At 50.1% G+C, this 17177-nt stretch carries 16 protein-coding genes; 7 read left to right on the forward strand and 9 right to left on the reverse strand.

Annotated elements, in window-relative coordinates; genetic code table 11:
- Genes H8K38_RS03340 through mltG form a run of 4 tightly spaced genes read right to left on the reverse strand, consistent with a single transcriptional unit; the run spans position 1 to position 3161 of the window.
- Positions 1-378: a PilZ domain-containing protein gene (locus H8K38_RS03340; protein WP_186883761.1), complete on the reverse strand. Its 378-nt coding sequence runs from the start codon at positions 376-378 to the stop codon at positions 1-3.
- A 19-nt stretch (positions 379-397) separates the two neighbouring features.
- Positions 398-1432: a DNA polymerase III subunit delta' gene (gene holB, locus H8K38_RS03345; RefSeq protein ID WP_186883400.1), complete on the reverse strand. Its 1035-nt coding sequence runs from the start codon at positions 1430-1432 to the stop codon at positions 398-400.
- A gap of 1 nt (position 1433) precedes the next feature.
- Positions 1434-2120, reverse strand: coding sequence for a dTMP kinase (gene tmk, locus H8K38_RS03350; RefSeq protein WP_186883401.1), 687 nt, complete (start codon positions 2118-2120; stop codon positions 1434-1436).
- A 54-nt stretch (positions 2121-2174) separates the two neighbouring features.
- A complete protein-coding gene (gene mltG / locus H8K38_RS03355; protein ID WP_186883402.1) occupies positions 2175-3161 on the reverse strand; it encodes an endolytic transglycosylase MltG in 987 nt (328 codons plus the stop codon).
- A 263-nt stretch (positions 3162-3424) separates the two neighbouring features.
- Here mltG and H8K38_RS03360 point away from each other — a divergent pair, with 263 nt between their 5' ends.
- The 3 genes from H8K38_RS03360 (at position 3425) to H8K38_RS03370 (ending at position 5673) form a co-directional block, all read left to right on the forward strand.
- Positions 3425-4483, forward strand: coding sequence for a folate-binding protein YgfZ (locus tag H8K38_RS03360; RefSeq protein WP_186883403.1), 1059 nt, complete (start codon positions 3425-3427; stop codon positions 4481-4483).
- Positions 4484-4651: 168 nt separating this feature from the next.
- Positions 4652-4939, forward strand: coding sequence for a DUF4936 family protein (locus H8K38_RS03365; RefSeq protein WP_186883404.1), 288 nt, complete (start codon positions 4652-4654; stop codon positions 4937-4939).
- Entirely contained in the window at positions 4930-5673 is a 744-nt protein-coding gene (locus H8K38_RS03370; protein ID WP_186883405.1) for an NRDE family protein, read from the forward strand. The genes H8K38_RS03365 and H8K38_RS03370 overlap by 10 nt, the downstream gene beginning before the upstream one ends.
- Before the next feature lie 194 nt (positions 5674-5867).
- On the opposite strand, the gene H8K38_RS03375 is transcribed toward H8K38_RS03370, so the two are convergent.
- From H8K38_RS03375 to H8K38_RS03390, 4 genes are all read right to left on the reverse strand, one after another.
- Positions 5868-6197, reverse strand: coding sequence for an antibiotic biosynthesis monooxygenase (locus H8K38_RS03375; protein ID WP_186883406.1), 330 nt, complete (start codon positions 6195-6197; stop codon positions 5868-5870).
- A 264-nt stretch (positions 6198-6461) separates the two neighbouring features.
- Positions 6462-7703, reverse strand: a complete 1242-nt coding sequence (locus H8K38_RS03380; RefSeq protein WP_186883407.1) for an MFS transporter — start codon at positions 7701-7703, stop codon at positions 6462-6464.
- Between the two features lie 172 nt (positions 7704-7875).
- Positions 7876-9186 (reverse strand): homoserine dehydrogenase, encoded by a 1311-nt coding sequence (locus H8K38_RS03385; RefSeq protein WP_186883408.1) that lies wholly within the window; start codon positions 9184-9186, stop codon positions 7876-7878.
- A 25-nt stretch (positions 9187-9211) separates the two neighbouring features.
- The gene (locus H8K38_RS03390; RefSeq protein WP_186883409.1) at positions 9212-10441 is read right to left on the reverse strand and encodes a pyridoxal phosphate-dependent aminotransferase; all 1230 of its coding nucleotides are present in this window, start codon (positions 10439-10441) and stop codon (positions 9212-9214) included.
- Positions 10442-10763: 322 nt separating this feature from the next.
- Between H8K38_RS03390 and H8K38_RS03395 the strand changes: the two genes are divergently transcribed.
- Positions 10764-12518, forward strand: coding sequence for a methyl-accepting chemotaxis protein (locus H8K38_RS03395; protein WP_186883410.1), 1755 nt, complete (start codon positions 10764-10766; stop codon positions 12516-12518).
- Positions 12519-12659: 141 nt separating this feature from the next.
- Here the strand turns inward: H8K38_RS03395 and H8K38_RS18620 are convergent, their stop codons facing one another.
- Positions 12660-14267, reverse strand: coding sequence for a methyl-accepting chemotaxis protein (locus H8K38_RS18620; protein ID WP_186883411.1), 1608 nt, complete (start codon positions 14265-14267; stop codon positions 12660-12662).
- A 307-nt stretch (positions 14268-14574) separates the two neighbouring features.
- Here H8K38_RS18620 and H8K38_RS03405 point away from each other — a divergent pair, with 307 nt between their 5' ends.
- From H8K38_RS03405 to H8K38_RS03415, 3 genes are read left to right on the forward strand one after another with little or no spacing between them, the layout of a single operon-like run.
- Positions 14575-14952 carry an Mth938-like domain-containing protein gene (locus H8K38_RS03405; RefSeq protein WP_186883412.1) on the forward strand — a complete coding sequence of 126 codons (378 nt, stop codon included), beginning with the start codon at positions 14575-14577 and terminating at the stop codon, positions 14950-14952.
- Entirely contained in the window at positions 14949-16646 is a 1698-nt protein-coding gene (locus H8K38_RS03410) for a glycosyltransferase family 39 protein (RefSeq protein WP_186883413.1), read from the forward strand. Before H8K38_RS03405 ends, H8K38_RS03410 begins: the two co-directional genes overlap by 4 nt.
- 24 nt (positions 16647-16670) lie before the next feature.
- Entirely contained in the window at positions 16671-17042 is a 372-nt protein-coding gene (locus tag H8K38_RS03415; protein ID WP_186883414.1) for an SMR family transporter, read from the forward strand.
- Positions 17043-17177: the final 135 nt, after the last annotated feature.

A 17177-nucleotide genomic window follows, 5' to 3' on the forward strand; every position in this document is an offset into this window, starting at 1 on the left:
CTAAATAGTGTGTGTAGGCCGATTAGAACGTATAGCGGCACCAAGCGCATCTTCGATACGCAAGCGTATTCTTGTTCCACTTTCGTCGCTGGGAAAATGAACGCCTATACCCTGAGACTTATTATTGCCGGCACCGGCCGGTGTCACCCACGCCACCTTACCCGCAATCGGGTATTTTGCAGGATCATCAAGCAAAGTCAGGATCAGGTATATTTCATCACCGAGACGGTACGCCTTATTGGTCGGAACAAAAATACCGCCGTTCTTCAGAAACGGCATGTAAGCAGCAAATAACGCGGCTTTTTCCTTAATCGCCAGAGATAATACTGACGGGCGATTCGGTGCATTGTGCATCGGTTCTAATGCTAAATCTGACATAGACATACTTTCGCTGCGGTTATGCGAAGAGTGCAGAATACTCAAGCAACATATCTTCTAAAAATAATTTCGGCGATAAAGGGTGCGTCGCGATTGCCTGACGTTCGTTACTGCTCTTGATCAAGCTCAGTAATGCTTCATTGGATATAGCGGAAGCCAACGCCTTTACCTCTTTTTCATAGCGTGGATAATACCGGATTCTCCCGCTTTGTTTGTAAGAAAATATATCGTAAAGCCAACGCTGCATCCACGCAACCGTCACCGGCATCTCCATTTTTTGCATTTTATCGGCCAACTTCAGGCTGGTATCGACACTGGGGCGCGCTAATTGTCGTAGGAAATCATCCAGCTCTGTACGCGTATCTGACTCGGCCATCGCCAGTGCAGCGAGCGGCGCACCGCCCTGCTGTGCCAACCAGACATCGGCATCACTCACGCCGCGCTGCTTAAGCCACGCGAGCGCAACCGATCGTTCCGGCATCCCCATCGGTAATTTATGGCAACGCGATAATATCGTCGGCAACAGTTTATCAATGCTATTCGAAACCAGAATAAATACGGTATCCGCGCCGGGTTCTTCCAGCGATTTTAATAAGGCATTCGCCGCCGGAATATTCAGCGCCTCGGCAGGATAGAGCACAATCACGCGCCGCCCTTGTCTGTGTGTGGACAAGTTCATGAAATCCGCCAGCGCCCGGATCTGATTGATCACAATTTCTTTCGATGGCGTCTTGCTCGCTTTGCTCGTTTTTGCGGCGGGCTCGCTATCAGTGTCAGCCGAAGAGGCTTCTTCCTCATCCAGCAATTCAGGTCGAACGCGCCGGTAATCAGGGTGACTGTATTGACTGAACCAGCCGCAGGAACCGCAAGCACCACACGCATGTCCGGCGGCATCCGGCTGCTCACACAACAAAGACTTTGCCATGTGTTCAGCAAATACCGTTTTTCCTATGCCTTCAGGTCCATGCAACAAAAATGCATGCGGCATGCGACCTTGCAATGATTGCAGATAGTCCCACGCAAATGTTTGCCAGCTGAAAAGCGGATTGGTCATATCAGGCGTTACCCGTTTTTACTTGATGAATCTGATGTACTTGAGTCTGTTCTGTTGCAGACAATAACAGCGCATCAATGATGCCGTCGAGTTCATCACGGATAGCAGCGATACTTTGGGTGGAATCAATAATACGGAAACGCTGAGGAAATTCTGCCGCACGGCGCAAATATTCATTGCGGGTATCGGCAAAAAAATCCGCTTTTTCCTGTTCAAACTTATCCAGTTCGCGGGTCGCATCCAGACGTGCGCGCGCCACTGCCAGCGGCACATCAAACAACAAGGTCAGATCGGGTTGCAAATCCGGATGCACCCATTGTTCGAGAGCGTTCAGCTTATCGAGCGACAAATGACGGCCGCCGCCCTGATACGCAAAACTCGCATCGGTGAAACGGTCTGAAATAACCCAGTCGCCGCGTTCCAGCGCAGGCTGGATGACTTGTGCGATGTGTTCGCGTCGTACTGCAAACATCAGCAGCGCTTCTGTTTCAAGATGCATTTTTTGTTGCAACAATACTTCGCGCAAGGTTTCACCTAAAGGCGTGCCACCAGGCTCACGTGAGCTGATGACATCGACACCGCGTGGCGACAGCGCTTGTCTGAGTCGCTCGGCGACATACGCAATATGCGTCGATTTACCAGCACCATCGATGCCTTCAAACGTTATAAATTTTCCAGTTGCTTTCATTTTTTCTTTTTATTGGTTGTTAGCGTCAATATTTGCGTTGCCACTGACGTTGTTCTAGCGTTGATACTTATTCACTGCGCGATTATGTTCACTCAGGTTTTCTGAAAAGTGACTGGTGCCATCACCGCGTGCCACGAAGTATAAAGCATCGCTGCGCGCCGGATTCAAGGCTGCCGTAATCGATGCCAATCCCGGTAAGGCAATCGGTGTCGGCGGTAAACCGGCACGGGTGTAGGTGTTGTACGGCGTATCTGTGAGCAAATCACGCTTATAAATCTTGCCCTGATATTTGTCACCCATGCCGTAAATCACCGTTGGATCGGTCTGCAACAACATGCCGGTTTTCAGACGATTCACAAATACCGAAGCAATCTGTGCGCGTTCCGACGGCTGGCCGGTTTCCTTTTCGATGATAGATGCCATGATCAGCGCTTCATATTTCGATTGATAAGGCAGATTCGCAGCACGCGCTTCCCATGCATCATTTAAACGCTTTAGCTGACTTGCATACGCCTGCTGATAGAGCTGTATATCGCTGCTGCCTTTGGCGAATAAATAAGTATCCGGAAAAAACATGCCCTCGCCTGCATTAAATTCAGCACCGATTTTCTTCATCAACTCTGAATCCGTCAGCCCTTTGGTATCGTGTCTCAATGCCGTACTCGCATCGATGACCTTGCGCATTTGTGCAAAGGTCCAGCCTTCGATGATCGCGACCGAGCCTTGTGAAAAATCACCGTTGACGATTTTATCCAGCAATTCAACCGGTGTTTTCCCTGGCAACAGTTCGTAAGAACCTGCCTTGAGCTTATTCGCCTTATCCGTCACGCGTGCCAAAATTTCAAATGCAAACGGCGGCAATGGAATGCCTGCTTCCTGTATCTGTTTCGTCGCGCTGCGAACGCCGCTACCGGGTTTGATCGTAAATTCGACGGATGCCGACGTCAGTGCTATCGGTTGCTCAGTCCAGTAAATAAAGCCTGCAATTGCAGCGGCGCCTGACAATAGACACAACAGAAAAAGAGTTTTGATCAGTCTCATACAAGCGCGTGGGTTGATAGCGGAACGATGGCGAAAAAAAATAGCGAAAATAATATGCCAATTAAATCTGAGGCGCGTAGTGTAACGCAAGTCGCTACGCTATTCTCTGATCCTGCCGTTGTCGGGCAGCAAAAAATGCGCCTGCTGCACCAAGATTTGCTGGGGCTACTATAATTCATCAAAAATACCGTCAGCAGGCAACGCGCACAGACAGCGCAGATGCCGCCGGTTTTCATTCAGTTCAGCAGAAAGCAAATCTAATCATGTGGCAAGAATTTACAGAGCAACAGCATCTACAGATCAACGATGGCAAACTCAGCGGACAAGCATCGGTCTGGAACAAGGCAGCATTTCAAGAGGGCTTCGTGACACTGCTGCCGGATACCGGCCTGATTCGAGCCGACGGTGACGATGCCGCCAGCTTCTTGCACAACCAGCTTAGCAATGACGTAGAACATTTGTCCGCGAGTGAAGTTCGCCGTGCCGCGTATTGCACTGCAAAGGGGCGGATGCTGGCCAGCTTTGTATATTGGAAGACCGATGCAGCGATCGTTTTACAGTTATCCAAATCTATACAGGCACCGGTACAAAAGCGATTGGCCATGTTTGTTCTGCGCGCCAAGGTAAAACTCAACGATGTCAGCGATCAATATGTCAGTTTCGCACTCGGCGGCGCACAGGCAGCACAGGCGCTGACCAACTGGTTTCCAGATATACCTGTGGTCAACGCGCATGTCAGCAATACATACGGCACGTTGATCCGTTGTGCCGATGTGCTGAACGTCGCCCGCTATCAATGGTTCTGTCCGACTGAGAATGCCGGTGCGGTCTGGGGCTCGCTCAGCTCACAATTACAGCCGACCAATACTGCTGACTGGAATCTGAGTGAGATTCAGGCAGGCATCGCGTACATCAATCAATATACGCAGGAAAAATTTGTGCCGCAAATGATTAACTTTGAACTGGTCGGCGGCGTGAATTTCAAAAAAGGCTGCTACCCGGGTCAGGAGATCGTTGCCCGCAGTCAGTATCTGGGCAAACTCAAACGACGCATGACGCTGGCGCAAATTCCGGCTGTCGGGCTAACCGACGGCATGGATGTCTTTCATGTCAGCGATGGCGACGATACCAATGCTGGCGACAACAAACAGCCGTGCGGCGTGATCGTGAATGCGGAACAAATCAATGAGAACAGCAGTCTGGCCTTAATCGAAATGACGCTGGCAGATCAGGAAAGCGGCATGATCCGTTGCGGCAGCATAGACGGCCCGCTGGCACAACTCTTGCCACTACCCTATGAGATTACCGATATCACGCGTTAAATCTGCCGTTTATCCAGACCTCGGCCGCACAAAATAAGCGCAAAACAAGCTCAGAAAAGTGATTTCAGGGCAAAAATATACTCCCCGGAGTATTTTTTACAGCCCTTATTCTATGCGGACATTAGCGGTAAATTGGCAGATACTCCCCCTTTTTCCTTAAAACACACGATGGATTGTTATATTTATTTCAAAGCCGGAACCGCGCTGGAGGAAAAAGTGATCGCGGCAGAAAAATCCCTGCAACAACTCGTACTGGCGCGATTGGGAATCAGGGGGAAACTGCAACGACGCCCTGAATCTGCGAATGATCTGCACACCTGGATGGAGGTGTACGCGAATGTGCCCGGTGATTTTTCCGTGCTGCTGGAAAAACTGGTGCAGCAAACGGGCTTAGCTGAATTGCAGTACAGTGAACGTCGTACTGAATATTTTTTGGATGTAGATGTATGTGCCTGATCGTTTTTGCATGGAAGTTACTCCCCGCCACGCCGCTGCTGGTCGCAGCCAATCGCGATGAATACTATGACCGCCCGGCGGCGCCCGCAGGCTGGTGGCAAGACCATCCGCAGATTTATGCAGGGCGCGATCTGCAATCCGGCGGCACCTGGCTGGGAATACAAAGCCCACAAGCCGATGCGCCGGCCAGAAAATTTGCCGCCATCACTAACGTCCGTGCGCCTTCCGAAAAACGTGACGATGCACCTTCACGTGGCGGTCTGGTTTCTGATTATCTGCAAAATGACATGTCTGCGCAGGACTACGTCGCCCAATTGCGCGGCAAAGTTGATCACTACAATGGCTTTAACCTGCTCGTCGGTGACGCGCAAGACCTGATCTGGTTTTCGAACCGCCACACCGATGATCCGCGTAACGGCCTGCCGTTGGCACCGGGCATTTACGGCATTTCAAATGCGGCGCTAGACACGTGCTGGCACAAAGTGATCAAGACCAAAGCAGAATTCTGCAGCCTGCTTTGCCAGCTGGCACCTGAAGACGCCTTCTTTGAAATGCTCGCCAATACCAATCCTGCCCCCGATTGCCGATTGCCGGATACTGGCGTCTCGTTTGAAATGGAACGCCTGCTGTCCGCGCCCTGCATCGTCTCACCCAACTACGGCACCCGCGTCTCGACTCTGGTGAAACTACATCAGGATTACCCGGCAGAATTCCACGAAAAAATTCTGCGTTGAATTTACACTGGCTTCGGTTTTAAGATGAATTTAGATCAAAGAATGAAACGATGCAGGTAGGAACCAAGCTCAACGTTCCTACTAACATCCAATATATCGTAGACATCTTCGCTGATGAACAGTTAGGCCATATAGCTTTGATTATTCTCGCGTGAATGTAGCTCACTTTTCGCTTTACGTTTTAGACTTCCAGCTCAATTTACTGCGATCGGTAACACAAGGAAGTCTGAGATTGGTTCGAGAATAATTTCTGGAAGCGACATCTCAATTGCCTCATGCATCATAGCAAACCAAGGTGAATTCAGAGGCCTCCCGAACGCATCGCTACGTGCCTCGGCGCTTGGCCACTGAGCATACCCATACCAGAGTTCATCTGAACCCCGATGTAGACGTGAACCTAATGAACCCATTTCTCGGAAAAGTGCAGTACCTTGCGACCAGCCTTCAATAAACTGATCCTCCATGCCTGGCTTGATCTTCCAGCGATAGAGGACGATAAATTCGGGAGGATTGGGATTTTTCATCAAAATGGCGATATTGGTTTTGGTGTATAGGTTTTTTCATTCGTACGGAGCTAAAAGGCTTGAGCTACCTATAGATATTATCTTAGCATCATTGCTTACGAGACAATATGGGAATTTAATCCCCTAAAAATTCTCGCGATTGCTTGATTTTAGGAAAACACGTTACAGTCGCCCGCAGTCCCAACGGATATAAAACATGCACGAGCAATTGCCGACCTCAGATTAACAAACACGGTCGTCAAAACGTGAAAGCGACTGCAAATATCAAACTTTACCCAACGGTGCTCGCCACAACACCAAAGCAGCCAAGCCTTTGAGCACGCAGGGCAAGACTGCGTAGGCAAATGACAATGCTTGCAATCCGCTGCCGGAGCTGACGCCCGGTGTGTAACCCAGATAATCGAGCAACGGGAGCGACAGACCTGCGGCGAGTGCTAGGTTCATTTTATTGGCCCAGTTCCACGCGCTGAAATAACTTCCCTCATAGCGTTCGCTATGCCCCGCCTGGCGTATCACGCCCGACAGCAAGGCGGGCGGCAGAGCGAGGTCAGCACCAAGACACAGACCGGATAACACGCAAATCACCGCGAAGGCAGTCAGATCGCCCACTTGCAAACTGTAAGCCCAGATAAAACTCAGCACCGATAACAGCATCGCCAGCAACCATGCGCGACTTTCGTGGATGCGTTGCGCAATTCTGACCCATAGCGGAAGTGACATCGCAGCAGCGACAAAATACAGCAGCAACAGCACACCGGAATACGATGCCAGTTGCAGCCGGTCTTTGGCGAAAAATAAAAACAAGGTGGCTGGAATCGCCGCCGCAATACCATTGAGTACAAAGACCAGAAATAATGAGCGAAAATATGGATTCGAGAACAAATGACGCCAACGCAGGCTACTTTGCTGATCCTGATGGCGATTGACCATGTCAGGGGTAAAACGCAACAACAAAAAGGTCGCGATCAGCAAGCTACAGATCAGCACCGCAGACAGCCACGAAATATCAGCGAATTGCGATAACAATGCAGCAGTGACGACACCGGCGACGCCGCATAATTCACGTGTGGCAGTCAGGCGCAGACGCTCACCGGGCAATTGGGTCAGCGCGGCGCCCCAGCTTTGAAATGCGATACTGGCGAGGCTGAATCCGGCATACACCATCAGCAAGGCACAGAAAAACCAGAGCATTGGCGTCACCATCGTCGCCGCTGGCGGATGAAACAGTGCGTAAAAACCGGGAATCAGCAGTGGCAGAGAATAAAGAATAAAGCGCCCGTATCCCTGATTCGCCGGACGCTTGTCTATCCAGGCGCCAAGCAAGAGATCCAGGAACGCATCGAGCACACGCGACACCAACAGTGCAGAGCCAATCAGACTGAGCGACATGCCGAAGCGCTCGGCATAAAACTGTGGCACGTAGACGTAAATCGGCAAAGCCAGCAAGGCCAGTGGAAAGCCAAACAAGCCATACGCCAGCAATCTGGGGGGCGAAAAAGCTTTCACCTGCACGTCTCTTTCTGTTTGAGTTCATCGTCTATGCGTCCGCACCGTATCAAGGATCAGACCGACGAAAAAAAAGCGCGCTCATTATTTCATGAACACGCTTTTTCTGTACGACACCTGCGACGACAGCTATTTCTTGACGACGATCATCAAGAGTCTGCCGCCGGGTAACTTAACTCAACTCTTCCAGACGCAGCTTAATGACAGAACCTGTCACGGTCGCCAATGCTTCGATTTTTTCTATCGCAGCGATGATGTTTTTCTCTTTAGTCTGATGCGTCAGAATGATGATGTCGGTGCGGGTTTCACCCTCGCCCGGCTCTTTCTGCAGCATCGCATCGATAGAAATCGACAGATCAGCCAGAATGCGGGTCACATCTGCCAACACGCCGGGCTTGTCTTCGACATGCATGCGCAGATAGTAGCTGGTGACGATTTCTGACATCGGCAAAATCGGCAGATCGCTGATCGCTGCGGGTTGGAACGCCAGATGCGGCACGCGATGTTCAGGGTCAGCGGTAGCAAGACGCGTAATATCGACCAGATCGGCAATCACAGCAGAAGCAGTTGGTTCAGCGCCTGCACCTTTACCGTAATACAGCGTCGCACCGACGGCATCGCCTTGCACCAGCACGGCATTCATCGCCCCTTCCACGTTCGCAATCAGACGTTTTTCAGGAATCAACGTCGGATGCACGCGCAACTCTATGCCTTCAGGGGTACGCTTGGTAATGCCCAGCAATTTGATGCGATAGCCAAGGTCTTCAGCATAGCGGATGTCGCTGGCTTCCAGCTTGGTGATGCCTTCGACATAAGCTTTGTCGAATTGCATAGGAATGCCATACGCAATCGATGCCATGATGGTCGCTTTATGCGCTGCATCCACACCTTCGATATCAAAGGTTGGATCAGCTTCCGCGTAGCCCAATGCCTGTGCCTGTTTCAGCACAGCATTGAAGTCCAGCCCTTTGTCACGCATTTCCGACAAAATGAAATTCGTTGTGCCATTGATGATGCCAGCGATCCATTGAATACGGTTGGCCGTCAGCCCTTCACGCAAGGCTTTGATGATAGGAATACCACCGGCAACAGCCGCTTCAAACGCAACCATCACGCCTTTTTCCTGCGCCGCTTTAAAAATCTCATTGCCATGCGTTGCCAGCAATGCCTTGTTTGCAGTCACAACGTGCTTGCCATTCGCAATCGCTTTCAACACCAGGTCTTTGGCGATGCCGTAACCGCCTATCAGTTCAATCACGATATCGATATCCGGATTATTCACGACCAGATTGGCATCGTTGACGACTTCCACTTCACCATTCGTGAGTTCACGTGCCCGCTCAATGTTCAGATCTGCCACCATCGCAATTTCAATTGAACGGCCAGCGCGACGCGTAATTTCTTCCTGATTACGCTTCAAGACGTTGAAAGTGCCGGAACCGACAGTGCCTATACCTAACAGACCTACTTTGATGGGTTTCATATGATTTTTAAACAGTAAAATGGAATTAATTAGTACCGTGACGCTTACGATATCCCTCAAGGAAATAATCGATACGTCCGAATGCTTCAGTCAGATCATCCGCGTTTGGCAAGAATACCACCCTGAAGTGGTCAGGTTTGATCCAGTTAAAACCTGTTCCCTGCACTAACAATACACGCTGCTCGGTCAGCAGTTCATGTATGAATTCCTGGTCATCCGTGATCGGATAAATCTCGGGGTCCAGTTTCGGAAACATATACAGCGCTGCTTTTGGCTTCACACAGCTGACGCCCGGTATCGCCGTCAGCAACTTATGAGCAAGGTCACGCTGGCGCAATAAACGGCCACCAGGGCCGACCAGATCTTTAATGCTCTGATAGCCGCCCAGCGCCGTCTGAATTGCAAACTGCCCCGGCGCATTCGCACACAAGCGCATCGAGGCCAGCATATTCAGGCCTTCAATATAATCCTTAGCATGACGCTTTTCACCGGAAACCACCATCCAGCCAGCACGGTAGCCGCAAGAACGATAGTTTTTAGAGAGTCCGTTGAGCGTCAGGAACAACACATCATCAGCTAACGATGCAATCGAAACATGCTCGGCTTCGTCGTATAAAGTCTTGTCGTAAATTTCATCGGCAAACACGATCAACTGATGCTGGCGGGCGACTTCGACGATTTGTTGCAAAATCTCGACCGGATACAAGGCGCCGGTCGGATTATTCGGATTGATGACGACAATCGCTTTCGTGTTCGGTGTGATCTTGCTCTTGATGTCGTCGATATCCGGCATCCAGTCGGCGCTTTCATCGCAGACGTAATGCACAGGATTGCCGCCAGATAAACTCACGGCCGCAGTCCACAGAGGATAATCCGGTGCCGGTACCAGCACTTCATCACCGCTATTGAGCAGAGCATTCATTCCCATCACGATCAGCTCGGACGCGCCATTGCCGATGTAAACATCCTCTATCGTCACGCCGCGAATAAATTTCTCCTGCGTGTAGTGCATGATGGATTTACGCGGCGCGAACATGCCTTTGGAATCGGTATAGCCCGCAGCATTGTGCATATTGCGGATCATATCCTGCACAATTTCGTCCGGCGGATCAAAATTAAACACAGCCAGATTGCCGATGTTGAGCTTGATGATCTTGTGCCCTTCGTCTTCCATCTGCTTGGCTTTTTCCAGCACCGGTCCACGGATGTCATAACAAACGTTCGCTAACTTTTGTGATTTCTGTATCGGGCGCACTGAAAAATATCCTTAATCGATAAGCATGCAAGCCAGCAAAGTCAAACGACATCTTTTTTTGCTGCATTGCGAAACGGAACATTTTTGCACAGTGCGTCCTGTTTGATCAATTCGTTTTCGAAAAATCCATCTCACAACCGCGATTTCATGCAAAGAATTGATGTTTTTCACATCAACCCAAGATTAATAACAGTGGAATATTCGAAATTAAATGTGAATTGCCACAGATTGTTAATTATTTATTCTATTTTACAAAAGCGGAGTAGTATCAAAACCGGCAAAGATGTGCTAGAGCAACTAAAACTTTTTGATTGGAGACACCATGTCACTACTATCAGTTATTCAGAGGCTGAGCATTGCCCGACAGCTACGCATCATTATCGTCAGTGCGGTGTTAGGCATTATTGTATTAACAGGACTGTTTCTTTTCTCCGAAAAAGCCATGCTTCTGCATGAACGTGAAAGCAATGTCAGGCAAACGGTAGAAACCGTTGAAAAACTCGTCGCGCATTACTACGATCTGTCCAGTAAAAACAAAATGTCGGAAGCCGATGCCAAACAAGCCGCGAAAGATGCTGTACGGGCATTGCGGTATGGGGCGGATGAATATTTCTGGATCAATGACATGAATACTCACATGGTCATGCATCCGATCAAACCAGCGCTTGACGGTGCAGATTTATCGGAAAATAAAGATCCTACCGGAAAACATCTGTTTGCAGAGATGGTACAAACGGTAAAAGACCATGGAGAAGGATTTGTTTTCTATATGTGGCCGAAACCCGGCAGCGAGGCACCGGTAGAAAAAGTCTCGTTTGTCAAAGGTTTTAAACCCTGGGGCTGGGTCATAGGCTCGGGTGTTTATATTGATTCGGTGAACGCCACATTTTATGAAAGGCTGTTTTCATTCTCAGTCGGAGCAGCAATACTCACTGGCATCTTATTACTTATTTCATTACTGATCGCAAAAGGGCTGTTATCGCAACTCGGTGGTGAACCAGCTTATGCCGCAGAAATCACCCGACAAATTGCAGAAGGTGATCTGACGGCAGATATACAGCTAAAAGCCAATGACCAGTCCAGCCTGCTGTACTCGATACAGGCGATGCGTGACAGCATCGCAAAAATCATCGGTGATGTTCGTACCGGAACAGAAGCAATTTCCAGCGCATCCACCGAGATCGCATCAGGAAATATGGACTTATCATCCCGAACCGAATCACAAGCCAGCTCGCTCGAAGAAACTGCATCGTCAATGGAAGAACTGACCAGCACCGTCCAGCACAATGCCGATAACGCACGTCAGGCAAATCAACTCGTTCTGAGTGCGTCAGATGTGGCGAAGAAAGGCGGTGTTGTTGTCGCAGAAGTTGTTTCCACGATGGGCATCATCAATGCCTCATCACAAAAAATTGTTGACATCATCGGCGTGATTGACAGCATTGCATTCCAGACGAACATCCTGGCGTTAAATGCCGCCGTCGAGGCAGCACGCGCCGGTGAGCAGGGACGCGGCTTTGCGGTTGTTGCATCGGAAGTTCGCAACCTCGCACAACGCTCCGCAACAGCAGCAAAAGAAATTAAAGCGCTGATCAATGACTCTGTAGATAGTGTCAATCACGGTAGCCAGCTGGTCGATCAGGCAGGTGAAACGATGAACGATATTCTCGAAAGCGTACGTAAAGTAACCGATGTTATTGCGGAAATTACAGCAGCAACCACCGAGCAAAGTGCAGGTATATCCCAGGTGAATCTGGCCATCGTTGAAATGGACAACGTCACCCAACAAAATGCTGCCTTAGTGGAACAGGCAGCTGCTGCAGCCGCAGCGATGCAGGAACAGTCGGCACATTTACTGAGTGCCGTCAGCATCTTTCAATTAAAAAATGAAACTACCACACCAACCAGCAGCAGCAATGCAGCCAGACCTAAACCTAAACTGGTACGCCCAGCCAGCAAGGCAAATCCACCGCGCCAGACAGCACGCAACATCGTAAAAACTTCACCAGCAAAGAAAACGCTGACAACGCAAGCTCCACCAAAGAAAGGGGATGCCGATCAATGGGAAGAGTTCTGATGAATGACTGAGGTCAATGGAATTGCTGAGTTTTTTCTGAGCGCAATCCCATCGAAGGAAAACAATGAAAAAAACAGACCGGACATCATGTGTTGACCGGTCTGTTTTTTTAAGTCGATTCAGATAAATTCACTACATCATTCAGCCGGCGAGTAAAGTAAGCTTCCGGTTCTGCGGAGCGCGCCCGCCAGCCGTGCTTACCACCTGCTGATGCTGCAGTTTGAATACGCTTACTACACGCTCCAGTTCTTCGGCCTGATCCTGCAGCGATTTGGCCGCGGCCGCAGCCTGCTCCACCAGCGCAGCATTCTGTTGAGTCACGCCATCCATCGTAATTAAGGCCTCGTTAATTTGCTCAATTCCGATTTCCTGCTCACGACTGGCGGCCGTAATCTCACTCATAATGTCCGTCACCCGTCGAACACTACTGACCACCTCTTGCATGGTATTGCCCGCATCGGCGACCAGTCGGTTACCTTGTTCGACATTGCCAACCGAATCGGTAATCAGAGTTTTAATTTCCTTGGCGGCTGCGGCAGATCGCTGCGCCAGATTGCGCACTTCCGATGCCACAACTGCGAATCCCCTGCCCTGCTCACCGGCGCGCGCCGCTTCGACGGCCGCATTCAGCGCAAGGATATTCGTCTGAAAAGCAATGCCGTCAATGACACTGATGATATCGACGATCTTCTGCGATGACGCATTGATGAAACCCATGGTATCGACCACGCGGGAAACCACTTCCCCGCCCTTGGTTGCGATGGCGGAGGCAGACGCAGCAAGGGTATTCGCCTGACGCGCATTATCACTGTTTTGTCTGGTAGTAGAGTTGAGTTCTTCCATAGACGAAGACGTTTCCTCTAACGACCCTGCCTGTGCCTCAGTTCGCGCGGAAAGATCTAAATTACCGTTGGCAATTTCCGTCGAAGCTGTGGTAATCGTTTCGGTTCCGTGTCTGACCTTCCGCACAATTTCCTGGAGGTTGCTGCTCATCTTTTGTAATGCGAGCAGCAATCCGCCGATTTCATCATGGGAATCAATCCGGATCTGACGCGTCAGATCCCCACCCGCTATCGCATCCGCAAAATCTACAGCACGGTTCAAAGGCTCAGAAATCGAACGCACCAACCAGAAACGCATACCAATGGCGACCAGCAGCCCCAGCGTCACAATACATCCTGCCACCCAGATAAAACGCTGATAATTCGCCTGACTGTCCTGATATTCTTCTTTTCCCACTCTCAGTTGCAATGCCAAAAGCGTATCCATATTTTTTTTGACCGATTCAAATTCAGTCCTTACGGCCCCTTGGAATAATTCAGCTGCAGTTTTCTGATCTTTGTCCTGCAAGGCTTTCACCGTCGGCACCAGTCCCTTTTCCAGAAACCGCGAACGACTTTGCACAAACTGATCGGCCAGCAATTTTTCTTCCGGCGTCAGATACGTCGCCATGTAATCAGCCCACTCTTTGTCCGCTATTGCCTTATTTTTTTTGACTTCATCAAGATAAGATGGGATTGCTTCTGGCGGAACGGACAAGGCGCTGGCCAGTTCGATCTGATTGCGAAGAATGGCTCGTATCACGATATCGAGCTGACCAACTGCCACCAGTCTGTCATCGTAGACCGTTTGCAATGACTGATTTGACTTCCTCACTCCCATAAATCCGCCAATAGCAATCAGCAGTAATAAGGTGCCAAGTCCGTACATTGCAAAATTAAGACGCGCGCGTATCGAAATATTCCACATCACTTCCTCCGTGAAAGATGATTCTGATTTCGGATAATATAAAAACAACAAAGCTTCAAAATGAGCGTAACAGAAAACAGCAATATCGCATTCATCGGCGTCTGAGATTTTCTTTAAAGATCGTAAAAAATGCGGCTTTACCACAATAGTGATTCATGATGGTGCAAGTTTTCCGCAAGATATTTTCAGACGAGGGATTTTGACGCGCAGGAAGGATGGCGCAAGCGAGGTGAAAGCAAAGAACTCTCTGTTAAAAAAAGTTACAATGCCGCACTCACATGGCTTACCTCAAAGACAGAACGAAAAGATGAAGCTGCATTCCACACCGACACAACAATATCAAACCATCACAGGTTACGAACAAGACAGCGTTGAAATCAACGCGATTCTGTATCGTCATAGTCTGATTGTTTTACCCGAAGCAAAGCCTGTCGTCTGGCCAGTCAGCAGCTTTGACGCCCTGAGCGCTGACGATTTTGCGCAAATCGATGCGACCAAACCCGACGTCGTGATTTTAGGCACGGGCGACAAACAACGCTTCATCCATCCACGCCTGATTGCAGCACTGACCGCACAACGCATCGGAGTTGAATGTATGGACAATCAGGCGGCCTGCCGCACCTATAACATTCTGATGGCGGAAGGCCGCAAAGTCGCGCTGGCGCTGGTCATGGAGAACACATGAATTTGCACAACCAAGGGCAGAACGCACAATCACCATTCGACTCACCACGCACTTTGTGGGCATTAGCAATTGGCTTCCTGATTGTCTGGTTTTATATGCTGGGTGCCAGAACTCTGGTGCCGACAGATGAAGGCCGTTACGCCGAAATGGGCAGAGAAATGCTGGCAACGGGTGACTGGATCACTTTGCGCCTGAACGGCATCAAGTATTTCGAGAAGCCACCGCTGCAAAACTGGATGAATGCCCTGACCTTTGCCTTGTTTGGTCTCGGCGACTGGCAGGCACGTTTGTGGACCGGGCTGTGCGGTTTGATCGGAGTTGCGTCCGTCGCTTACACGGGAAATAAATTATTCAGTCGTCGCGTCGGGATTATCGCCGCACTGGTACTCGGTTCCAGCTTTTACTGGGCGGGCATGGGTCACGTCAACTCGCTGGACATGGGCTTATCCGGCATGATGGTGCTCTGTATGTGCGGACTATTAGTCGGGCAACGCGATAGTGTCAGCGACACTGAACGCCGCAACGCGATGCTGGTGTGCTGGGCAGGAATGGCATTGGCAACGATGTCGAAAGGCTTGATTGGTTTCGTGTTACCTGGCGCTGTGCTGGTGATCTATACCCTGTTGACCCGCGACTGGGCGTTATGGGCGCGCCTGCATATGGGCAAAGGTTTGATTCTGTTTTTTGCGATCACGGCGCCTTGGTTCATTTTAATTGCGTTGAAAAATCCAGAGCATCCGCACTTCTTTTTCATTCACGAACATTTTCAACGCTTCACCAGTGGCGTGCACAACCGTGGCGGTGCCTGGTATTACTTTTTTCCTTTCCTGTTGCTGGGTATCGTGCCCTGGTTAGGTGTATTGCTGCAGGGTTTATGGGCAGGCGTGAAAGAGCAATCGCATGGTTTTCAACCGCGTAAATTGCTGTTGGTCTGGGCGGTGTTTTTCTTTTTCTTTTTCAGCATTTCCGGCTCTAAATTGCCGGGCTATATTCTGCCGATTTTCCCGGCGCTGGCCTTGCTGATAGCCTTCTACCTCGATCAATGTCAGGCGCGCGCCTTAAAAATCGCTGCCATCCTGTTCGCGCTGTTAGGGCTGACGGGGCTGCTGTTCGTAAATAAAGCGGCGGGACTTGGCTCGAATGCATTTGAAATTCCTCTGTATCAGGGCTATGCCGCGTGGCTGTACGTGGCTGCGGGCTTGACGCTGCTTGGTGGTCTGGCAGCATGGTACGCAGCTGGTAAAGGCAATGTTGGCAAAGACTGGGCGCTTATTCTGTTGGCGAGTGCCGGATTTATCGCCGGGCAAGTCGCCTTCCTCGGTCACGATCCTTGGGGGAAATACATCGCTGGCTCGGCGCATATTCCCGCCATGAAAGCCGAACTGACGAAACCGGATACGCCATTGTATGCAGTTGGGCGTTATGAGCAGGCGCTGCCGTTTTATCTGGAACGCACGCTGACACTGGTAGAATTTCCGGATGAAATGGAATTCGGCCTCAAGCAGCAACCCGAATTATGGATACCTGATCGCGCTGATTTCGTTGCGCGCTGGCGTGCCCATAATCAGCGCGGTGAAGCGGCTGTTGCGATTGTCCGCACGGATATCTACAAGGAATTTCAGCAGCAAAACCTGCCGATGCGCGTGATTGGCGAAGATCCGCGCCGCGTGATTATCGCGACGACTCACCCTTAAAGAATAAAAAACACAAGAACCATAATGAATATCAATACTTTCGGTTTCATCATTACCGGCATCCTGTTGAACGCGTTAGCGCAACTGCTGCTGAAAAAAGGCACGAATGCAATCGGCGAAATCCACGTCAATGCCAGCAACTGGTTTCATATCGGCGTACAGATCGCAACCCAATGGCCGATTATTGGTGGCCTCGCGTGTTATGGCTTGTCTGTCGTTGTGTGGATTATTGGCTTGTCGCGCATTCCGGTAACGATTGCCTACCCCCTGCTGTCAATCGGTTATATCGTCAATGCGATCGGCGCCTGGTATTTCCTGGGTGAAGTCATGAGCTTACAACGCATGCTGGCGATCGGCATCATCATCATTGGCGTTGCTTTATTAATGAAGAGCTGATTTGAATAGATAATTAATGGAATTTAGGGGAGTATGCGCAAAAATCGCCTGATTGTCGGCGAAAACAAAGCGGCATCCGGATATACTCCACCCAGTATAATTAGACTGATACAGCATCAATACGTACCAAACATG

It is taken from the genome of Undibacterium sp. FT79W (genome assembly GCF_014284215.1).
GTDB lineage: Bacteria > Pseudomonadota > Gammaproteobacteria > Burkholderiales > Burkholderiaceae_D > Undibacterium > Undibacterium aquatile.